This window comes from Chimaeribacter coloradensis (genome assembly GCF_002858715.1).
GTDB classification, from domain to species: Bacteria; Pseudomonadota; Gammaproteobacteria; order Enterobacterales; family Enterobacteriaceae; genus Chimaeribacter; species Chimaeribacter coloradensis.
The window spans coordinates 25,718-42,167 of the sequence record NZ_PJZH01000005.1; the positions used below are offsets into that span (position 1 = coordinate 25,718).

The 16,450-nt window shown below is 59.6% G+C and carries 16 protein-coding genes and 1 tRNA gene; 11 read left to right on the plus strand and 6 right to left on the minus strand.

What is annotated here, in order from left to right; all coding sequences use genetic code 11:
- The first annotated feature begins 68 nt into the window (after positions 1-68).
- Positions 69-1,538 (plus strand): alpha/beta hydrolase, encoded by a 1,470-nt coding sequence (locus CYR32_RS07595; protein WP_101823795.1) that lies wholly within the window; start codon positions 69-71, stop codon positions 1,536-1,538.
- On the opposite strand, the gene CYR32_RS07600 is transcribed toward CYR32_RS07595, so the two are convergent.
- Positions 1,529-2,134 (minus strand): HD domain-containing protein, encoded by a 606-nt coding sequence (locus tag CYR32_RS07600; protein ID WP_101823941.1) that lies wholly within the window; start codon positions 2,132-2,134, stop codon positions 1,529-1,531. The two genes, CYR32_RS07595 and CYR32_RS07600, sit on opposite strands and share 10 nt — an antisense overlap.
- Positions 2,135-2,364: 230 nt before the next feature.
- On the opposite strand from CYR32_RS07600, the gene CYR32_RS07605 reads away from it, so the two are divergent.
- The 4 genes from CYR32_RS07605 (at position 2,365) to CYR32_RS07620 (ending at position 5,529) form a co-directional block, all read left to right on the plus strand.
- Positions 2,365-2,829 carry a MarR family winged helix-turn-helix transcriptional regulator gene (locus tag CYR32_RS07605; protein WP_101823942.1) on the plus strand — a complete coding sequence of 155 codons (465 nt, stop codon included), beginning with the start codon at positions 2,365-2,367 and terminating at the stop codon, positions 2,827-2,829.
- A gap of 189 nt (positions 2,830-3,018) precedes the next feature.
- Positions 3,019-3,444: an organic hydroperoxide resistance protein gene (locus CYR32_RS07610; RefSeq protein ID WP_072927677.1), complete on the plus strand. Its 426-nt coding sequence runs from the start codon at positions 3,019-3,021 to the stop codon at positions 3,442-3,444.
- Positions 3,445-3,679: 235 nt separating this feature from the next.
- A complete protein-coding gene (eptB, locus tag CYR32_RS07615; RefSeq protein WP_101823796.1) occupies positions 3,680-5,356 on the plus strand; it encodes a kdo(2)-lipid A phosphoethanolamine 7''-transferase in 1,677 nt (558 codons plus the stop codon).
- 96 nt (positions 5,357-5,452) lie between these two features.
- Positions 5,453-5,529: transfer RNA gene (locus CYR32_RS07620), tRNA-Pro, on the plus strand.
- Between the two features lie 190 nt (positions 5,530-5,719).
- Here CYR32_RS07620 and CYR32_RS07625 read toward each other — a convergent pair.
- From CYR32_RS07625 to CYR32_RS21375, 3 genes are all read right to left on the minus strand, one after another.
- Positions 5,720-5,869, minus strand: coding sequence for a Hok/Gef family protein (locus CYR32_RS07625; RefSeq protein WP_101823797.1), 150 nt, complete (start codon positions 5,867-5,869; stop codon positions 5,720-5,722).
- Between the two features lie 391 nt (positions 5,870-6,260).
- Positions 6,261-7,025 carry a meso-2,3-butanediol dehydrogenase gene (gene budC / locus CYR32_RS07630; protein WP_101823798.1) on the minus strand — a complete coding sequence of 255 codons (765 nt, stop codon included), beginning with the start codon at positions 7,023-7,025 and terminating at the stop codon, positions 6,261-6,263.
- Positions 7,026-7,350: 325 nt separating this feature from the next.
- Positions 7,351-7,539 (minus strand): hypothetical protein, encoded by a 189-nt coding sequence (locus CYR32_RS21375; protein WP_146000678.1) that lies wholly within the window; start codon positions 7,537-7,539, stop codon positions 7,351-7,353.
- Between the two features lie 318 nt (positions 7,540-7,857).
- On the opposite strand from CYR32_RS21375, the gene dppA reads away from it, so the two are divergent.
- The 6 genes from dppA to CYR32_RS07660 all read left to right on the plus strand — a co-directional run bounded on the left by dppA (position 7,858) and on the right by CYR32_RS07660 (position 14,858).
- Positions 7,858-9,465 (plus strand): dipeptide ABC transporter periplasmic-binding protein DppA, encoded by a 1,608-nt coding sequence (gene dppA, locus CYR32_RS07635; RefSeq protein ID WP_101823799.1) that lies wholly within the window; start codon positions 7,858-7,860, stop codon positions 9,463-9,465.
- 203 nt (positions 9,466-9,668) lie between these two features.
- On the plus strand, positions 9,669-10,688 hold the full coding sequence (gene dppB, locus CYR32_RS07640; RefSeq protein ID WP_101823800.1) for a dipeptide ABC transporter permease DppB: 1,020 nt from the start codon (positions 9,669-9,671) through the stop codon (positions 10,686-10,688).
- An 11-nt stretch (positions 10,689-10,699) separates the two neighbouring features.
- Positions 10,700-11,617, plus strand: a complete 918-nt coding sequence (gene dppC / locus CYR32_RS07645; protein WP_101823801.1) for a dipeptide ABC transporter permease DppC — start codon at positions 10,700-10,702, stop codon at positions 11,615-11,617.
- Positions 11,618-11,628: 11 nt separating this feature from the next.
- The gene (gene dppD, locus CYR32_RS07650; RefSeq protein ID WP_101823802.1) at positions 11,629-12,687 is read left to right on the plus strand and encodes a dipeptide ABC transporter ATP-binding protein; all 1,059 of its coding nucleotides are present in this window, start codon (positions 11,629-11,631) and stop codon (positions 12,685-12,687) included.
- Positions 12,677-13,690, plus strand: coding sequence for a dipeptide ABC transporter ATP-binding subunit DppF (dppF, locus tag CYR32_RS07655; RefSeq protein WP_101823803.1), 1,014 nt, complete (start codon positions 12,677-12,679; stop codon positions 13,688-13,690). Before dppD ends, dppF begins: the two co-directional genes overlap by 11 nt.
- Before the next feature lie 130 nt (positions 13,691-13,820).
- Positions 13,821-14,858: a Fic family protein gene (locus tag CYR32_RS07660; protein WP_206602444.1), complete on the plus strand. Its 1,038-nt coding sequence runs from the start codon at positions 13,821-13,823 to the stop codon at positions 14,856-14,858.
- Between the two features lie 41 nt (positions 14,859-14,899).
- On the opposite strand, the gene CYR32_RS07665 is transcribed toward CYR32_RS07660, so the two are convergent.
- Both CYR32_RS07665 and bcsD read right to left on the minus strand, forming a co-directional pair.
- Positions 14,900-15,907 carry a family 8 glycosyl hydrolase gene (locus CYR32_RS07665; protein WP_175578809.1) on the minus strand — a complete coding sequence of 336 codons (1,008 nt, stop codon included), beginning with the start codon at positions 15,905-15,907 and terminating at the stop codon, positions 14,900-14,902.
- Positions 15,908-15,964: 57 nt separating this feature from the next.
- Positions 15,965-16,447, minus strand: a complete 483-nt coding sequence (bcsD, locus tag CYR32_RS07670; protein ID WP_241523779.1) for a cellulose biosynthesis protein BcsD — start codon at positions 16,445-16,447, stop codon at positions 15,965-15,967.
- Between the last annotated feature and the right edge of the window lie 3 nt (positions 16,448-16,450).

The following is a 16,450-nucleotide window of genomic DNA, read 5'->3' on the forward strand; positions in this document are numbered from 1 at the left end:
AGGGTGCCGTTTTCACGTTGGGCGGGCTATGATGAGGATTACCAATACTTTGGCAAACGTGGAGCAGTATGCGGTTTCGGGTGATCAGAAAACGGATGAAACGCCTCGCCATACTGGCAGCGGTGGCGGCAGTGACGCTGTTTACCGTGCGGGTGTATGACACCCAGCGCGGCCCGGCGCTGGAGCCGTGGCACACGGAGGCACCGCCTGAGCTGGAGGCGGCCGCACTGGACCACACCGACTGGGCGGGCTACCTGAAAGCGGAACAGCGGGCGTTTGATGACGTCTACCGCAATGTAACGCAGAAACTCGACAGCAGTGAGCGCCTGCCGCTGAACCGCTATTTTGAGGGCAGCCCGATCTACCCCGAACACTTCCGCCACGACTGGAACCGCTCTTACGAACTGGTGCCCCCGGGCAAACCGCGCGGCGCGGTCGTGATGCTGCACGGCTTGACCGACTCCCCCTACAGCCTGCGCCATCTGGCCGAACACTACCGGCAACGCGGCTGGCTGGTGGTCGGGATCCGTTTACCGGCGCACGGCACCGTACCGGGCGCGCTGACCCGCGTCAGCTGGGAGGACTGGCTGGCCGCCACCCGGCTGGCGGTGCGTGAGGCGAGGGCGAAAACCGGGCCGGAGGCCCCGCTGCAACTGGTGGGCTTCTCCAACGGCGGGGCGCTGGCGATGAAGTACACGCTCGACAGCCTTCAGGATAAGACCCTGGCGCGGCCGCAGCGGGTGGTGCTGATTTCGCCGATGATTGGCGTGACGGCCTTTGCCCGCTTTGCCGGGATCGCCGGCTGGCCGGCAGTCTTCCCGCCGTTCGCCAAAGCCGCCTGGCTGAGCATTCTGCCGGAGTTCAACCCGTTCAAATACAATTCGTTCCCGGTGAACGGGGCGCGCCAGTCCTGGCAGTTAACCCAGGCGCTGCAACAGCAGATTGCGGCGGCGCAACGCGGCGGGCAACTGGCGCAACTGCCGCCGGTGCTGACGTTCCAGTCGGTGCTGGATTCCACCGTCAGCACCCGCGCAGTGGTGGAGGCGCTCTACAACCGGCTGCCGGCCAACGGCAGTGAACTGGTGCTGTTTGACATTAACCGCCGGGCGGAATTCGGCCCGCTGCTCAGGCCCGATGCGGATACCGCCATCGATACCCTGCTGCCCGCGCCGCCGCGCCGTTACACCACCACCGTCATCAGTAATGCCCCACCGGGCGCAAAAACCCCCGGGAATTCCGCCGTGGCCGTCAGGCTCAGTGCCGGGCAGACGGTGCCGCAGCAGCAGGTGCTGGGTATTGCTTACCCGCCGGAGATCTATTCGCTTTCCCATGTGGCGTTGCCGTTCCCGCCGGAGGATTCGCTCTATGGCCGCACGCCCGCAGCGCCGCGCCAGTTCGGCATCAGCTTCGGGACGCTGGCATCGCGCGGTGAGCGCGGGGCGCTGGTGGAGAGTATGGATGCGCTGATGCGCATCTCGTCGAACCCGTTCTACCCCTATCTGCTGGCGCGGATTGATCAGGGCATTGCTCAGGAGTGAGGGCGGTCAGCGTTCAGGTAGGCGCGTTCCGTGTCCCGGAACCATTGCGCCGGGACGTTATAGGGCGGCTGGTGCAGGCTGTCGAGCGCCTGATCGATAATCTTCCGGGCGCGCTTCCACAGGGTTTTATTCCCCTCTTTCAGCACCTCCAGCTGTAACCGTTTTTCAATCAGGTAGGTTTTGGCGAACTCTGCATCGCACGCCAGAATTTCGTGCAGGTTGTCGATCAGATCGGCCAGTTTGATGGTTTTGGCCTGCGGGCTGGCCTGTGCGGTGTGGCGGCGGTCGATATTTTTCCGTCTGATGCGGTCGCCGTCTTCCGGCTGGCTGGCGTTGGTCAGCATCCCGACCAGCGTGGCCACCTCCGGCCCGAACTCACGTTCAATATCTTTCAGGGTGGTGGGCGTATCTTCCACCGTGTCATGCAGCCAGGCAGCGGCCAGCATCGCTTCGCTGTGCGGCACGCGGCTGACAATCTCCGCGACGGCGCGCGGATGCACAATATAGGGATCGTCCGTATACTTGCGGCGCTGATTGATCCCGGCGTGGGCTTTGCCCGCAAACAAGCGGGCACGTTCAACTAAAGTCGTCATGATTTCTCCCTTTATCCCTGTGGCGCGGCCTGCACGGCAGGCAAGAAACATGCACGCCAACCTGTGATGCTTGCAGAAGAAGGCGGCTCATACGCTTTGTGACATCTTTTAAGATAGCGTGGTTTACCGGCTTATGCCGCCGGAGGCCCGCTTTTTCGGAGCAGGCTTAAGCCCGCGCCCTCTGCGTTACGCTAATGCTTGCTATTATATCGCACACTATCTATATTGACACCATGAACAGAAAAACAGACGAGTCGTTACCCAACCCGCCGATGCTGCATCTCGATCAGCAGCTGTGCTTTGCCCTCTACTCCGCCAACCTGGCGTTGCATAAGGTGTACCGCACGCTGCTGGCGCAGCTTGGCCTGACCTACCCGCAGTATCTGGTGATGCTGGTGCTGTGGGAGCGGGATGGGGTGACGGTCTCTGAGATTGGCGAGCGGCTGTTTCTTGACTCCGCCACGCTGACGCCGCTGCTGAAACGGCTGGAAAGTGCCGGGCTGCTGCTGCGCCGCCGCGCGGCCGCCGATGAGCGCCAGGTGTTGATTACCCTGACCGAAGCCGGGCGTGACCTGCGCATGCAGGCGCAATCGGTGCCGGAAGCGGTGGCCTGCGCCGCTGACTGTAGCGTCGAGCAGCTCGAAGGCATCAAACAGCAGTTGGAGATGTTGCGCAGCAACCTGCTGAAAAAAGCCTGACCGGCAAGGTGACGGCGCACCGCAGGGCGGTGCGCCGGTGAAATCCGCGACAGAACGGCACGCTGTTCTATACTTAATCTGTTGTTGCTAATTAAGTTGTGTGCGATTAAATCGCGAATCTGATACGAATGACGATGACCCCAGGCCCGGCGCTGTGCCGGTGTTCCCCTACTCCAGAAGGAAATGTGTATGTCTATCGAAAAAGTTGTCTACCAGGCCCATGCTAAAGCCACCGGCGGCCGTGATGGCCGTGCGACCTCATCAGATGGCGTGCTGGATGTGAAACTGGGCGTGCCGAAAGAGATGGGCGGCGCGGGCGGTGAAGCCACTAACCCGGAACAGCTGTTTGCGGCCGGTTACTCTGCCTGCTTCCTGGGCGCGCTGAAGTATGTGGCGTCGCAGGAAAAGGTGAAAATCCCGGCTGAAGCGCAGATTGAAGGGACTGTGGGCATCGGCCCGGTGCCGACCGGCTTTGCGATCGAAGTGCAGCTCGACATCAGCCTGCCGGGTGTGGAGCGCAGCGTCGCCGAAGATCTGGTGAAGAAAGCGCACGTGGTGTGCCCGTACTCCAACGCCACCCGCGGCAATATTGATGTGACATTGAATATCAAATAAACCTGATTCCCCGTCCAAAATAGCAGGTGTGTTAATAAAAAAGAGGGGTTGCCCCTCTTTTTTTATCAACCGCCTGTTTTCATATCCTTTTCCGGCGTTTTCGAGGTTTTTCGCTCAGACTTTTCTTGAATTGTTGCAAGATTAATCAATTATTCAGCAGCTAAATGAACCACATTTGATCAATAATGTCTGATTGTTTCAGATTGCTTTTACCGGACCGGGGTTCAGACAGTACATGAATAGAGTTAAAACTCTATCGCAACAAAATCTTTCTCTCTTGTTAGCGATTTATATCGGCATTTTCCTGAATTTTTCCGTTTTTTATCGTCGTTTTGATACCTTCACCCAGGGCATCCATACTTTACAACTCATCTCCGCCGTGACGGAAGTGATTGCCATTGTGCTTTTTACCTTCTTCGTCATGCGCATGGTGTCACTCGGCGGCAAGCTGTTTTACCGTTTTATTGCGTCGCTGCTGGTGCTGGTGTCGGTAGCGGCCAGCTACTACATGACCTTTTTCAATGTGGTGATTGGGTACGGCATTATCGTCTCGGTGATGACCACCGATGTGGACCTGTCGAAAGAGGTGATTGGTTACCACTTCATCCTGTGGATGGCGGTGGTCAGCGCCCTGCCGCTGCTGCTGATCTGGAAAAATAACCTCAGCTTTACCCTGATTGAGCAGATCAAAACGCCGGGGCACCGCATTAAGCCGGTGGCGGTGCTGCTGGGCGTCGGGCTGCTGGTCTGGCTGCCGCTGCGCCTGCTGGATATGGAGCAGTCCGCCAATGAGAAAGTCACCAACATCGACATGCCGAGCTACGGCGGCGTGGTGGCGCACTCTTATCTGCCGTCCAACTGGCTGGCGGCGCTCGGCCTGTTCGCCTACACCCAGTATGACGAAAGCCAGGACGCCGAAGATCTGGCTGACCCGGCCAAAAAATTCACCTACATCCCGCCGGCCGGTATCGATGACACCTACGTGGTGTTTATCATCGGTGAAACCACCCGCTGGGACCACATGGGGATGCTCGGCTACAACCGCGACACCACGCCGCGCCTGTCGAAAGAGAAGAACCTGGTGGCATTCAAGGGCACCTCGTGCGACACCGCTACCAAGCTGTCACTGCGCTGCATGTTCGTGCGTGAGGGCGGGGTGGAAGATAACCCGCAGCGCACCCTGAAAGAGCAGAACGTGTTTGCGGTGCTGCGGTCACTGGGCTTTACCTCCGAGCTGTTCGCCATGCAGAGCGAGGTCTGGTTCTACAACAACACCAACCCCAACAACTTCTCGTTCCGTGAGCTTATCGCCTCTGAAAAACGCAACGATGGTAAACCGGTGGACGACATGCTGCTGGTGAATGAGATGCACGAGTCGCTGAAACGTTACCCCACCGGCAAGCACCTGATTGTGCTGCACACCAAAGGGTCACACTACCTCTACTCCCAGCGTTACCCGCGTGAGTATGCGCGCTACACGCCGGAGTGCATGGGGGTGGACCAGTCCTGTAGCAAGCAGCAGCTGATTAACGCCTTCGATAACAGCGTGCTCTACACTGACAGCTTTATCGATAACGTCATCGATCAGGTGCGTGACAAGAAAGCGCTGGTGTTCTATGCCGCTGACCACGGGGAATCGATCGACGAGAACTACCATTTCCACGGCACACCGCGTGAAATGGCACCGCCGGAGCAGTTCCGCGTGCCGCTGATGGTCTGGGCTTCGGATAAATTCCTCTCCCAGCCGGAGCACCGCAGCGCCTTTGAACAGCTTCAGGCGCAGCAGCGCATAGGCGAAACCCACCGCCATACTGAACTCTATGATTCGATCCTGGGCTGCCTGGGCTTTACCTCCCCGGATGGCGGCATCAATCAGAAAAACAACTGGTGCCACCTGCCCGGCAAGGCGTAACTGCCGGGCTGTTGAATAAATAAACAGTTGATGAAAAGGACAGAAAAAAGGGATTGACGGTAAAGGCGCAGCGGCAGTAAGATGCGCCCGCACTCTCGGTGAGTGGCGCAGCCTGGTAGCGCACTTCGTTCGGGACGAAGGGGTCGGAGGTTCGAATCCTCTCTCACCGACCAAATTCTGCATCACGGTTCCCGACCCGTGAAATAAAAAACCCGCAACCTCTGGTTAGCGGGTTTTTTATTGCCTGAAATCCAGCTTTCCGCCTGGTGCGCGCAGTCATGGCATGCTGAATAAAAACGGGTGCTGAAGGCCCGGCCTGACAATGCTCAATCAGCGGGGCACTCTGCCGCCCCGCCGTTGCTCTTAACGTTTAACTTCGTAGGCTAATACCGCTGCAAGCGTGGTGGTTCCCATAGTGATTTGTAATTCACAAAGTGAATCACGTACCAGCCAGGTAAAAACCAGGATGGTAAAACACACCATAAAAATCCCCGTATTAAATTTATGCAGCATATCAGTTCCCTCCATTGCCTTACGGCGGTTAAGAGGCTAACATCCACATTGTTCGGGTGTGGAGTGTTAGCCCCACGTTGGTGAAAATCACGTGGGGCTTTTCTCTGCCTGACCGATGCTTAAGCCAGACAGCCTTAAGCACCCGCCGCGCAGTGTACGCCTTATTCTTTTCCTTTCGCCTCTTTTCGTTATTGATATTTTTTTGTCGTTTTAATAAAGGTAATTCGTTGCCGAATAAACAATTTTACTTTGTGGGTAATAAGCGTAACCGAACCCGTCACGAGAGCTTTTAATTAAAATAATTTGCGAAAGAATTATATTTAAAGAAATGATTCTCTGGAGAGGAAATAAAAAAGGCCGCCCGCAGGCAGCCTTGTTATTTGTTATTTTTTTACGCCTGTTTCGGCTGGCCATTCGAGGCGGTAATGCCGCCATCGACCGGCAGGTTAACCCCGGTGATGTAGCGCGCGTCGTCGCTGGCGAGGAAGGCGATCACCGCTGCAACCTCTTCCGGCTCGCCGGGGCGGCCCAGCGGGGTGCGTTTGCGGAACTCCTCCAGCAGCGGCTCATTCTTTTTAATGTCCTCTGCCATCGGCGTGATGATGAGGCCGGGGCAGACCGCATTAACGCGGACGTTATCGGCCCCGTGGTCCATCGCCAGCGAACGGGTGAAGTTGGTCACGCCGCCTTTCGCTGCATTATAGAAGCTCATGCCCCAGTCGCCGCCGATGCCGGAAACCGAAGAGACGTTCACGATGTTGCCCTGGCTTTTGATCAGCGCCGGCATAAAGTAGCGGCAGCTGTGGAACACGCCGTACAGGTCGATCTTGATCGCTTTTTCCCAATCTTCATACGCCCCTTCATGCACTTTGCCCTGTGCGGCCACACCGGCGTCATTCACTACCACATCCACCCGGCCATACTTCGCCAGCACGTCTGCCGCCAGCTGCTCGACCTCCTCCGCTTTTGACATATCCGTCGGGCGCACCAGATGGTCGCCGCCTTCCAGCGCGCCCAGGGTTTTCTGCAATTTCTCTTCCGTGCGGCCTACCAGCACCACGGATGCCCCCTCAGCGGCAAACCGTTTAGCAGTGAATTCGCCAATGCCGGAACCGGCACCTGTGATGACCACGACTTTTTTGCTGAATCGTTGCATGTTGCCTCCTTTCTGGGGTGATGGGCGTGTCGCCCTGCAATTTACATGTGGTTTAAGCCTAGCAAATCACAGGAAATTCTCAGTGCCGGGAGGCGGGTTGGCGGGATAACCTGCTGTTTTTCAGCGGCTTTAAAGTTTTAAAAAATGTGAATGCAGCGCGCTGTCCCGGTGGTGGCCCGTTTCGCGGGTGGGAAAAGGCAAAGCACCACAGCGCCTTTAACCTGACGGCAGGGCAGGGAACCAGCATATTGTCCGGTAAAAAATAACCAACCCGAAATGAGACGTTTTTTCGTTACGCGGCGGATCTCCCGGCCATAGGCGCAGCTTATGGTAAAAAGGCTCCCCCTTTCGGGTTAAACGCCAGCATTTTAAGCTGATTTTCCTGCACTTCACGGCGATAAGCGCTCAGATTATCGCCATTCGGCCAGAAAGTTTTTTCGTTTTTTAACGGTGGAAACATCTGAAGACAAACTGTTACAGCGGGATGATTCGCCTGCAAATTATCCCTGTTCATTATTTAATCCTGAATATGTTAGAAAATGGTTTTTTTTATGTTTGTTTGCTGTTTCTCACACTCTGTGTAAATGCCCGTTGGTTATATTGACGTCACCCCAAACAGTTGCCAAATTGGTAGCCTCAGGGGTATGACCAGAGGATAGTTCGGGTGAATTCCACGCACCCGGGCACGCCGGTAAACGCTTTCACCGGCACCCGCACCGTATTCCTTCAGACGCCTCCCGGCGTCAGCCGCAACCGGCCACCGACAAAAACATTACAGGCCGGCTTGTACAAATAACACACAACACCACATCACAATCTATGGAGTCACGCGATGAGAATCTCCCTGGGAAAAGCAGGCATCCTGAAGTTCAGCATGGGCCTGATTGCGCTGTCTGTCGCGGCCGGTGTTCAGGCCAAGACATTGGTTTATTGCTCAGAAGGATCGCCCGAAGGCTTTAACCCACAGCTGTTCACCTCCGGCACCACCTATGACGCCAGCTCCGTGCCGATCTATAACCGGCTGGTCGAGTTCAAAATCGGCACCACCGAGATCCAGCCCGGCCTGGCCGAGAAGTGGGAAATCAGTGAAGACGGCAAAACCTACACCTTCCACCTGCGTAAGGGTGTGAAGTGGCAGAGCAGCAAAGAGTTCAAGCCATCGCGTGAATTCAACGCTGACGACGTGCTCTTCTCCTTCAACCGCCAGAAGGATGAGGCCAACCCGTACCACAAAGTCTCCGGCGGCAGCTATGAGTACTTCCAGGGCATGGGCATGCCGGACCTGATCAGCAAGATTGAGAAAGTGGACGACTACACCGTGCGCTTCGTGCTGACCCGCCCGGAGTCGCCGTTCCTGGCCGATATGGCGATGGACTTCGCGTCGATCATGTCCGCAGAGTATGCCGACAACATGCTGAAAGCCGGCACACCGGAGAAGATCGACCTGAACCCGGTCGGCACCGGCCCGTTCCAGCTGCTCCAGTACCAGAAAGATTCGCGCATCCTCTACAAAGCCTTTGACGGCTTCTGGGGCACCAAGCCGAAAATTGACCGCCTGGTCTTCTCCATCACGCCGGACGCCTCCGTGCGTTATGCGAAACTGCAGAAAAACGAGTGCCAGGTGATGCCATACCCGAACCCGGCTGACATCGCGGCGATGAAGAAAGACAGCGCCATTAACCTGATGCAGCAACCGGGCCTGAACGTCGGCTATCTCTCCTACAACGTGCAGAAAAAACCGCTGGATAATGTAAAAGTGCGTCAGGCGCTGAGCATGGCGGTGAACAAGAAAGCGATCATCGACGCGGTTTACCAGGGTGCCGGCCAGGCCGCCAAAAACCTGATCCCGCCGACCATGTGGAGCTACAACGACGACGTCAAAGATTATGAGTACAACCCGGAGCAGGCCAAGGCGCTGCTGAAAGAGGCGGGCATGGCGGACGGCTTCAGCATCGACCTCTGGGCGATGCCGGTGCAGCGCCCCTATAACCCGAACGCCCGCCGCATGGCGGAGCTGATCCAGTCTGACTGGGCGAAAATCGGCGTGAAAGCCAACATCGTGACCTACGAGTGGGGCGAATACCTGAAACGCGCTAAAGCGGGCGAACACCAGACGGTGATGATGGGCTGGACCGGCGACAACGGGGACCCGGACAACTTCTTCGCCACCCTGTTCAGCTGTGACGCGGCGGAGCAAGGCTCGAACTACTCCAAATGGTGCTACAAGCCGTTTGAAGACCAGATCCAGCCGGCCCGCGCCGAATCGGATCACAACAAGCGCATCGAGTACTACAAACAGGCGCAGGTCGTGATGCATGACCAGGCCCCGGCGCTGATCATCGCCCACTCCACCGTCTATGAGCCGGTGCGCAAAGAGGTGAAAGGCTACGTCGTTGACCCGCTGGGCAAACACCACTTCGAGAACGTCTCCATGGAGTGATGCCGCCCCGGCATCCGGCACAGGTTCCCGGCCTGTGCCGTCACGGAATCCGGCCGGCGCTGCCCGGCCCCTGTCGATGGATCGATACATTACCACTGTGAGCTGTTGGGGCGCGGTTTCCGCTGCGCCCGATTCAGATGTGAGCCTTAAATAAGCCCGGCGAGCTACGGTTCTCCGGGCATTTTATACAGAGAGTTCGGGTTATGTTTCAGTTCATACTCCGGCGTTTGGGGCTGGTTATCCCAACGTTTATCGGTATCACCCTGCTGACCTTTGCGTTCGTCCACCTGATCCCCGGTGACCCGGTGACCATCATGGCCGGTGAGCGCGGCATCTCCGCCGAGCGCCACGCGCAACTGATGGCTGAGATGGGGCTGGATAAGCCCATGTACCAGCAGTACTTCCACTACATCGGCGGGGTGCTCCAGGGCGACCTCGGCATCTCGCTGAAAAGCCGCATCCCGGTCTGGGATGAGTTCATCCCGCGTTTCCTCGCCACGCTGGAGCTGGGTATCTGCGCCATGCTGTTTGCGGTGGCGGTGGGCATCCCGGTCGGCGTGCTGGCCGCGGTGAAGCGCGGCTCTATCTTCGACCACACCGCCGTGGGCATCTCGCTCACCGGCTATTCGATGCCGATCTTCTGGTGGGGCATCATGCTGGTGATGCTGGTCTCGGTGCAGCTGAACCTGACGCCGGTCTCCGGCCGCATCAGCGACACCGTGTTCCTGGATGACACCCTGCCGCTCACCGGCTTTATGCTGATCGACACCTTCTTCTGGGGCGAGCCGGGTGACTTCAAAGACGCCGTGATGCACATGATCCTGCCGGCGATTGTGCTCGGCACCATTCCGCTGGCGGTGATTGTGCGCATGACCCGCTCCTCGATGCTGGAGGTGCTGGGCGAAGACTACATCCGCACCGCGCGCGCCAAGGGCGTCAGCCGGATGCGGGTGATCATCGTCCATGCGCTGCGCAACGCCATGCTGCCGGTGGTCACGGTGATCGGCCTCCAGGTCGGTACGCTGCTGGCCGGTGCGATCCTGACGGAGACCATTTTCTCCTGGCCGGGGCTGGGCCGCTGGCTGATCGACGCCCTGCAACGGCGGGATTACCCGGTGGTGCAGGGTGGGGTGCTGCTGATCGCGACCCTGATTATTCTGGTTAACCTGCTGGTAGATCTGCTCTACGGCGTGGTTAACCCCCGTATCCGACACAAGAAATAAGGGGGGCGCACATGTCTCAAATCAGTGAGCCGGTCGGCACAGAATCCCAGCGCAGCACCGCGCCGGTGCCCATGACCCCGATGCAGGAGTTCTGGCACTACTTTAAACGCAACAAAGGGGCGGTGGTGGGGCTGGTCTACATCATCATCATGCTGATCCTGGCGATTGGCGCCGGGTTCCTCGCCCCGCACGCCCCGGCGGAACAGTTCCGTGACGCGCTGCTGAAGCCGCCGGTCTGGCAGGAGGGCGGCAGCTGGAAATTCCTGCTCGGTACCGATGACGTCGGCCGCGACATCCTCTCGCGCCTGATGTACGGCGCACGGCTCTCGCTGCTGGTGGGCTGCCTGGTGGTGGTGCTCTCCCTGCTGATGGGCGTGGTGCTCGGCCTGCTGGCCGGGTACTTCGGCGGCATGACTGACATCATCATCATGCGCGTGGTGGACATCATGCTGGCGCTGCCGAGCCTGCTGCTGGCGCTGGTGCTGGTGGCGATCTTCGGCCCGTCGATTGTCAACGCCTCGCTGGCGCTGACCTTTGTGGCGCTGCCGCACTATGTGCGCCTGACGCGCGCGGCGGTGCTGGTGGAGGTCAACCGCGACTACGTCACCGCCTCGCGGGTGGCGGGCGCGGGCGCGATGCGCCAGATGTTCGTCAACATCCTGCCCAACTGCCTGGCACCGCTGATCGTGCAGGCGTCGCTGGGCTTCTCCAACGCCATCCTGGACATGGCGGCGCTCGGCTTCCTCGGCATGGGCGCACAGCCCCCGACGCCTGAGTGGGGCACCATGCTGTCCGATGTGTTGCAGTTTGCCCAGAGCGCCTGGTGGGTCGTGACCTTCCCGGGGCTGGTGATCCTGCTGACGGTACTGGCATTTAACCTGATGGGGGATGGCCTGCGTGATGCCCTCGACCCCAAACTCAAGCAGTAAGAGGACGCGAGATGTCTGCAACAGAAACCCCTATTGAGGCGCGCACAGCGCCTGCCGCGTCCGGTAAAACGTCTGCGGCGAACAAAACCCTGCTGACCGTGGATCAGCTGTCGGTGCATTTCGGTGAGAAAACCGCGCCGTTCCGCGCCGTTGACCGTATCAGTTATCAGGTGAAACAGGGCGAAGTGCTCGGGATTGTCGGCGAGTCCGGCTCCGGTAAGTCGGTGAGTTCCCTGGCGATCATGGGGCTGATTGATTTCCCCGGCCGCGTGATGGCGGAACGGCTGGAGTTCAACGGCCGTGACCTGCAACAGATCAGCGAAAAAGAGCGCCGCCAGCTGGTGGGCTCCGACGTGGCGATGATCTTCCAGGACCCGATGACCAGCCTTAACCCGTGCTACACCGTGGGCTACCAGATCATGGAAGCGCTGAAAGTGCACCAGGGCGGCAATAAGAAAACCCGCCGCCAGCGCACCATCGACCTGCTGACGCAGGTGGGCATTCCTGACCCGGCCTCGCGGCTGGACGTCTACCCGCACCAGCTCTCCGGCGGCATGAGCCAGCGCGTGATGATCGCGATGGCGATCGCCTGCCGCCCGCAACTGCTGATTGCCGATGAGCCGACCACCGCGCTCGACGTGACCATCCAGGCGCAGATCATTGAGCTGCTGCTGGAGCTGCAACAGCGCGAGAACATGGCGCTGATCCTGATCACCCACGACCTGGCGCTGGTGGCGGAGTCCGCGCACCAGATCATCGTGATGTATGCCGGGCAGGTGGTGGAAGTGGGCAAAGCTGAGGAGATCTTCCGCGCGCCGCGCCACCCTTACACCCAGGCGCTGCTGCGTGCGCTGCCGGAGTTCTCCACCGACAAGGCGCGTCTCGCGTCGCTGCCGGGCGTGGTGCCGGGCAAATATGACCGCCCGACCGGCTGCCTGCTCAACCCGCGCTGCCCCTACGCCACCGATCACTGCCGCGCCGTGGAACCGGCGTTACGCCAGATCCCGGGCCGCCAGTCCAAATGCCATTACCCGCTTGATGATGCCGGGAGACCGACCTATGACCACTAATGCGCCGCTGTTACAGGCGATTGACCTGAAAAAACACTACCCGGTGAAGAAAGGGCTGTTCGCCCCGGAGCGGATGGTAAAAGCGCTCGACGGCGTCTCGTTCACGCTGGAGCGCGGCAAAACGCTGGCGGTAGTCGGCGAGTCCGGCTGCGGCAAATCCACCCTGGGCCGTTTGCTGACGATGATTGAAATCCCCACCGGCGGCGAGCTTTACTTCCAGGGGCAGGATCTGCTGAAACCGGACGAAACCTCTGAAAAGCTGCGCCGCCAAAAGATTCAGATCGTCTTCCAGAACCCTTACGGCTCGCTGAACCCACGCAAAAAAGTGGGGCAGATCCTCGAGGAGCCATTGCTGATCAACACCACGCTGAGCGGTGCCGAGCGGCGGGAAAAGGCGCTGGCGATGATGGCGAAAGTCGGCCTGAAAACCGAGCACTACGACCGCTACCCGCACATGTTCTCCGGCGGCCAGCGCCAGCGTATCGCCATCGCGCGCGGGCTGATGCTCAACCCGGATGTGGTGATCGCCGATGAGCCGGTCTCCGCGCTGGACGTGTCAGTGCGTGCGCAGGTACTGAACCTGATGATGGACCTGCAACAGGAGCTGGGGCTGTCGTATGTCTTTATTTCGCACGACCTGTCGGTGGTGGAGCACATCGCCGATGAGGTGATGGTGATGTACCTCGGCCGCTGTGTGGAGAAGGGCACCAAAGAGGCGATCTTCAACAACCCGCGCCACCCCTATACGCAGGCGCTGCTCTCTGCCACACCGCGCCTCAACCCGGACCAGCGCCGCGAGCGCATCAAGCTCACCGGTGAGCTCCCCAGCCCGCTCAACCCGCCGCCGGGCTGCGCCTTCAACGCCCGCTGCCGCCGCGCGTTCCACGTCTGCCCGCAGCAGCAACCGCAGCTGAAGCAGTACGGTGACCAGCTGGTCGCCTGCTTCGCCGTGGATCAGGACGAGCAGGAAAAGGCGAAACAGCCCGCCCCGGCCCTCGGCTGACGGCGTTTCACCCCCATCAGGGCGCGGGCAACCGCGCCCTTTTTTATGCCCGCCCCGCCGCACCGATCAAGTAGCGTACAAGTAACCGATCAAGTAGAGTAAAAGCCTCCCTCTTTTATGCTCTTTGACCATGATGAAAGATCGCCCGACAGCGCGCTATACGCCCCCCTTTACCCTGACGGCCGATATCCTTGACCGGGTCGCGGCCATCAGTGAACTGCTGGGGCGCTGGTCAATATCGCAGCACGATATCTTTACCCCCCAGCTTCGCCGGGGTAACCAGATCCGGACTATTCAGGCCTCGCTGGCGATTGAAAACAACACGCTCTCGCTGGAGCAGGTAACGGCAGTACTGGAAGGAAAGCGGGTATTGGGGTTACCGCATGAAATTCAGGAAGTGCGCAATGCGTTTTCTGCCTACGCCCGAATGGCGCAGTGGCAGCCGCACTCGGTGGCGCATCTGCTTCAGGCGCATGGCATGCTGATGTATGGGCTGGTCGATAACCCCGGCCATTTCCGGCAGGGCGGTGTTGGGATCTATCGTGATAAAAGGTTGATCCATATGCCGCCGCCCGCCGACCGGGTGCCGTTGTTAATACGTGACCTGCTGACATGGTGCCGGACGGCGACGGTGCATCCGATCATTATCAGTTGTGTTTTTCACTATGAGTTTGAATTTATCCACCCCTTTGCCGATGGCAACGGTCGCATGGGGCGGCTGTGGCAGTCGCGGTTATTGAGCCAGTGGCAGCCGATGTTTGAGTTCCTGCCGGTTGAGTCAGTGATTAAAGCGCGCCAGGAAGAGTATTACCGGGCGCTGTCTGAAGCCGATCGATGTGCGGAATCGACCCCTTTTGTTGAGTTTATGCTCGCTGCCCTGCTGGAGGCGATGCGGGAAATTCATGGCGTGGTGGAGCCGGACGTCGGCATCAGCCCGCCTGTCGCGGCCCTGTTGACGGCGCTTTACCGTAATCCGCCGCTAAAGAGCGCGGAACTGATGCCGTTAACCGGGCTGCGGCACCGGCCAACCTTCCGCAAAAATGTGCTGGAACCGGCGCTGGCGGCCGGGTGGATTGCCATGAGCCACCCCGACTCACCGCGCAGCCCGCAGCAGCGCTATCGGCTGACAGCCGCCGGGGAGCGCCTTGCCGCCGCCCTGCGCGCATAAAAAAACCGGGTTTCCCCGGTTTTTTAATCTGTTTCAGCGGCTTATTTTTGGATCGACCAGTAGGCGAGCTGCTGGAGGGCAGAGGAGTAGTAGCCGTCATCCGGCGTCAGGGTGTTGGTGACGTCAAAGCCGTTGCCGAGCGTCACGTCGCGGATCGCCAGCATCCCGGGGGAGAGCGAGTATTCTGCTTTCGCGCCGCTCTGCACGTCGATATAGGCCGGGGTGTTTTCACGCGGGTAGCCCTGCCAGTAACGGATAAAGGGCTGCAGCGCCGGGGAGTCTGGCTCCGCCCAGCTGATGTAGAGCGGGATGCGCACCGCGTCATAGCTGAAACGCGGCGGCCAGCCGTTGCCCGGTGCCACGCTGCCGTCCGCCTGCATCGTGACCCAGTCCGTCGGCAGGCCGATTTTGCCGAAATTCATCTTTTTCAACAGCGCCAGCCCGTCATCATTCAGGGATTTCCACACCTTCAGGTGGCTGTGTTGGTAAAACGCCTGCCACGCCGGGAAGAGGAAATAAGAAGGGTTGAGCGTGATGGTGCTGGTGTGGTTAAAGCCGTAAATGCCCGGCAGCATCACCGTATGCCCGGCGAACTCAATGACATTGTGCTTCACAATCGCCGCCTGCAACCTCTCAGAGGCGCGGGTGTACGCGGTGTTGTGCCATTTGTCACCGGCCAGCAGCAGCGCCCAGGCCATCAGCGTGTCGCCGTCGGAGGCGTTGTTCTTGTCTGCCACTTTCTCTTTGGCGTTCGGGTCATACCGCCAGGCGTACAGACCGACCTCTTTGCGGTAGAGGGTTTTGTCCGCCCATTTCCACAGCCGGTCAAACGTCGGGCGGTCATCATTGAATACCGCCAGCAGCATACTGAAACCCTGCCCTTCGGTATGGCTGACGTTGCGGTTGGCGGTATCCACGATCCGGCCGTCCGGCATCAGGAAACGCGTTTTATACTGCGCCCAGCCATCCCCCTGCGCACAGGCCAGCGAAGAGAACAGGCTGAGCGCCAGCCCGAAAATCAGCGCCATGCGGCGTAGTGTACTTATCATCAACGGGTATCCCTATAAACAGAGGCCGCACCGGAAGGGCGCGGCCGGAAACCGGCCTCAGAGGCCCTTCTGGTAGCGGAACAACAAGGTTTGCTGCGGGTTCGGCCCCTGCCAGCGTAACGGCACCTGATCATGGCCGCCCTGCGCCTGTAGCCAGGCGGCATAGGCACCCTCCAGCACCGCGGCGAACGCCGCCTGCCAGCCCGCCGCGTCAGCCTGCGGGGCAACCGGCCAGGCGATGTGCGTCAGCGTCAGGCCGCGTTCGCCCGGCGTCAGCGTCACTTCGCCCCAGTCAAACGTCGCCAGCAACTGGTTGAGGCTGTCTTCCAGCCCGCCGACGGTGTGGCAGGCGGCCAGCGGGTGGCGGCGCGCCAGATCGCCGCCCATCATACGCAGGAACTGGTGGCCGTCCTCGCCTTCGGCAGTCGCCAGAATGCCGGAGAACAGCGTCTGCACCAGATCCTGCCAGCCCGGCTGGTGCTGGCGGCGCTGGTGGTAGGCGAGCTGCTGGGTATGGGCGTCTTGCATCAGGTTATTCATTGC

Bases quoted from the DNA above. Each gene is read 5' to 3' on its own strand.
- CYR32_RS07595 (WP_101823795.1), top strand. From the start codon at position 69: ATGCGGTTTCGGGTGATCAGAAAACGGATGAAACGCCTCGCCATACTG.
- CYR32_RS07605 (WP_101823942.1), top strand. From the start codon at position 2,365: ATGAACAGAAAAACAGACGAGTCGTTACCCAACCCGCCGATGCTGCAT.
- CYR32_RS07610 (WP_072927677.1), top strand. From the start codon at position 3,019: ATGTCTATCGAAAAAGTTGTCTACCAGGCCCATGCTAAAGCCACCGGC.
- eptB (WP_101823796.1), top strand. From the start codon at position 3,680: ATGAATAGAGTTAAAACTCTATCGCAACAAAATCTTTCTCTCTTGTTA.
- CYR32_RS07625 (WP_101823797.1), bottom strand. From the start codon at position 5,869: ATGCTGCATAAATTTAATACGGGGATTTTTATGGTGTGTTTTACCATC.
- budC (WP_101823798.1), bottom strand. From the start codon at position 7,025: ATGCAACGATTCAGCAAAAAAGTCGTGGTCATCACAGGTGCCGGTTCC.
- CYR32_RS21375 (WP_146000678.1), bottom strand. From the start codon at position 7,539: ATGAACAGGGATAATTTGCAGGCGAATCATCCCGCTGTAACAGTTTGT.
- dppA (WP_101823799.1), top strand. From the start codon at position 7,858: ATGAGAATCTCCCTGGGAAAAGCAGGCATCCTGAAGTTCAGCATGGGC.
- dppB (WP_101823800.1), top strand. From the start codon at position 9,669: ATGTTTCAGTTCATACTCCGGCGTTTGGGGCTGGTTATCCCAACGTTT.
- dppC (WP_101823801.1), top strand. From the start codon at position 10,700: ATGTCTCAAATCAGTGAGCCGGTCGGCACAGAATCCCAGCGCAGCACC.
- dppD (WP_101823802.1), top strand. From the start codon at position 11,629: ATGTCTGCAACAGAAACCCCTATTGAGGCGCGCACAGCGCCTGCCGCG.
- dppF (WP_101823803.1), top strand. From the start codon at position 12,677: ATGACCACTAATGCGCCGCTGTTACAGGCGATTGACCTGAAAAAACAC.
- CYR32_RS07660 (WP_206602444.1), top strand. From the start codon at position 13,821: ATGATGAAAGATCGCCCGACAGCGCGCTATACGCCCCCCTTTACCCTG.
- CYR32_RS07665 (WP_175578809.1), bottom strand. From the start codon at position 15,907: ATGATAAGTACACTACGCCGCATGGCGCTGATTTTCGGGCTGGCGCTC.
- bcsD (WP_241523779.1), bottom strand. From the start codon at position 16,447: ATGAATAACCTGATGCAAGACGCCCATACCCAGCAGCTCGCCTACCAC.